Origin of the sequence: Actinomadura sp. 7K507 (assembly GCF_004348425.1) — a bacterium.
Lineage (GTDB): Bacteria > Actinomycetota > Actinomycetes > Streptosporangiales > Streptosporangiaceae > Spirillospora.
This window is the reverse complement of record NZ_SMKK01000520.1, coordinates 1-1,540: the sequence shown is the minus strand read 5'-3', so window position 1 is coordinate 1,540 and position 1,540 is coordinate 1. Positions and strand designations below refer to the sequence as shown.

The following is a 1,540-nucleotide window of genomic DNA, read 5'->3' as shown; positions in this document are numbered from 1 at the left end:
GCCCGGGCATGGGTCAGCACGTCCATGCGGAGCTTGTCGAGCGACTTCAGGAACGCGGGGTCGTCGGTGTCCATGCCGTCCAGCTCGGACAGCAGCTCCTTGGCCTCGCGCTCCTCGGCCAGGCGGTCGTCCACGATCCCGTCGCCGCCGGGCAGTCTCCGGGCCACCGGGTGGACGATCTCCTCCTCGGCGGTCTCGTGCACGGCCAGCAGCCGCACCAGCGCCCGGAATGACTCCTTGCGCTCCTGCCCTTCGGAGTGCATCACCTCGTCGAACAGGTCCCGGATCCGCCCGTGCTGCGCCTTCAGCAGGTCGACCAGGTCGGTCGTGGACGAGACTTGCGTGGTCTTGGTGCTCACTGGTTTCCCTCGCTTCGTCGATCGGTCCGCTACTGGTAACGGTTCTGGCGCATGCTCGGGACGGGGTGCGGGCCCTCGGTCTCCAGCCGGTACTCCTCACCGAACTTGTGCTGGTGGTCCTCCATGACCTGGTCGCTGGGCGGCCGCTCGGCGTTGATCTTGTCTTGGTACTCCTCGAACCGGCGGTGGGCCTCCTGGACGTAGCCGGTGCCCAGCGTCGTCCAGTCGATCTGGGTGGCCAGCAGCTCTCGGACGAGCTGCTTGTTCGGCTCGAAGGTGACCGGCTCGGGCAGCGACGGCGCCAGGACCTGTTCGGGGTCGCGGCCGTCGTGGCGGCGCATCAGGTCGCACGCGATGCGCAGGTGCTCCAGCTCCATGTTCAGGTGCAGTTCCCAGATGCCCTTGATGCGCGGGTCGGTCTCGGTCTGCATGAACGAGTAGTACAGGTAGCACTCGTTGTACTCGTGGTTGACCAGCCGCTCCCACCAGGTCTCCCCTGGGTCCACCAGCGACTCGTAGTGGGTGACGTGCTCCTCTTCGACCAGCCCGATCTCCTGGTAGAGCTGCCGGGCGATGGGCTCCATGTACATGGGGCCGACGTTCATGTAGAAGTTCATCGTCTGCTGCTCGGCCGCCATGATCGTCAGCGCGTGCAGCTTCGAGATCGGCGCCGCGGCCTCCCGGTCGTAGGGCTCGCGGACGTTGTCGATCGGGTGGCGGTGATGCAGCCGCGTCGGCCGTCCCGGAATCGCCTCGGTGAGCTGATCGATGATCTTCTCGGCCTTGCGGTGCTCGATCATCTCGTACAGGTTGGCGTACCGGTACAGGTGGTCGAAGTCCTCCAGCAGCCCGAACTGGTAGGCCTGCTTGAGGTAGGGATCGGGCTCCTGCCGGGCGACCCAGCCGGTCAGGTCGACCGCGACCTGCTCGTAGGAGATCGTGGTCTCCAGCACCGACGCCTGGCCGGGCAGCAGCCAGTTGACGACCTTCTGCTGCTGCTGCTCGATGTTGCGGACCTGCGCGAGCTGCTGCTTGACCTCCAGATCCGGGCAGACCCGGTTGAAGTGGTGACTGAACATGATCGCCTCCACCTCGATGCCGTTCATCGCGATGATGCGGCACTTGGTGTAGGGATCGGAGGTGTCGGGATCGACGGGCGCGACGTCCAGCTGGCTCCAGTT

General features: G+C 66.0%; 2 protein-coding genes. Both read right to left on the bottom strand.

The features are described from left to right. The coding region (locus tag E1285_RS45025) for a hemerythrin domain-containing protein (RefSeq protein ID WP_243723489.1) at positions 1–359 on the bottom strand (359 nt) is incomplete at its 3' end. 29 nt (positions 360–388) lie between these two features. After that, positions 389–1,540, bottom strand: a 1,152-nt coding sequence (locus E1285_RS45020) for a hypothetical protein (RefSeq protein WP_132161026.1), incomplete at its 5' end; no start/stop codon positions are given.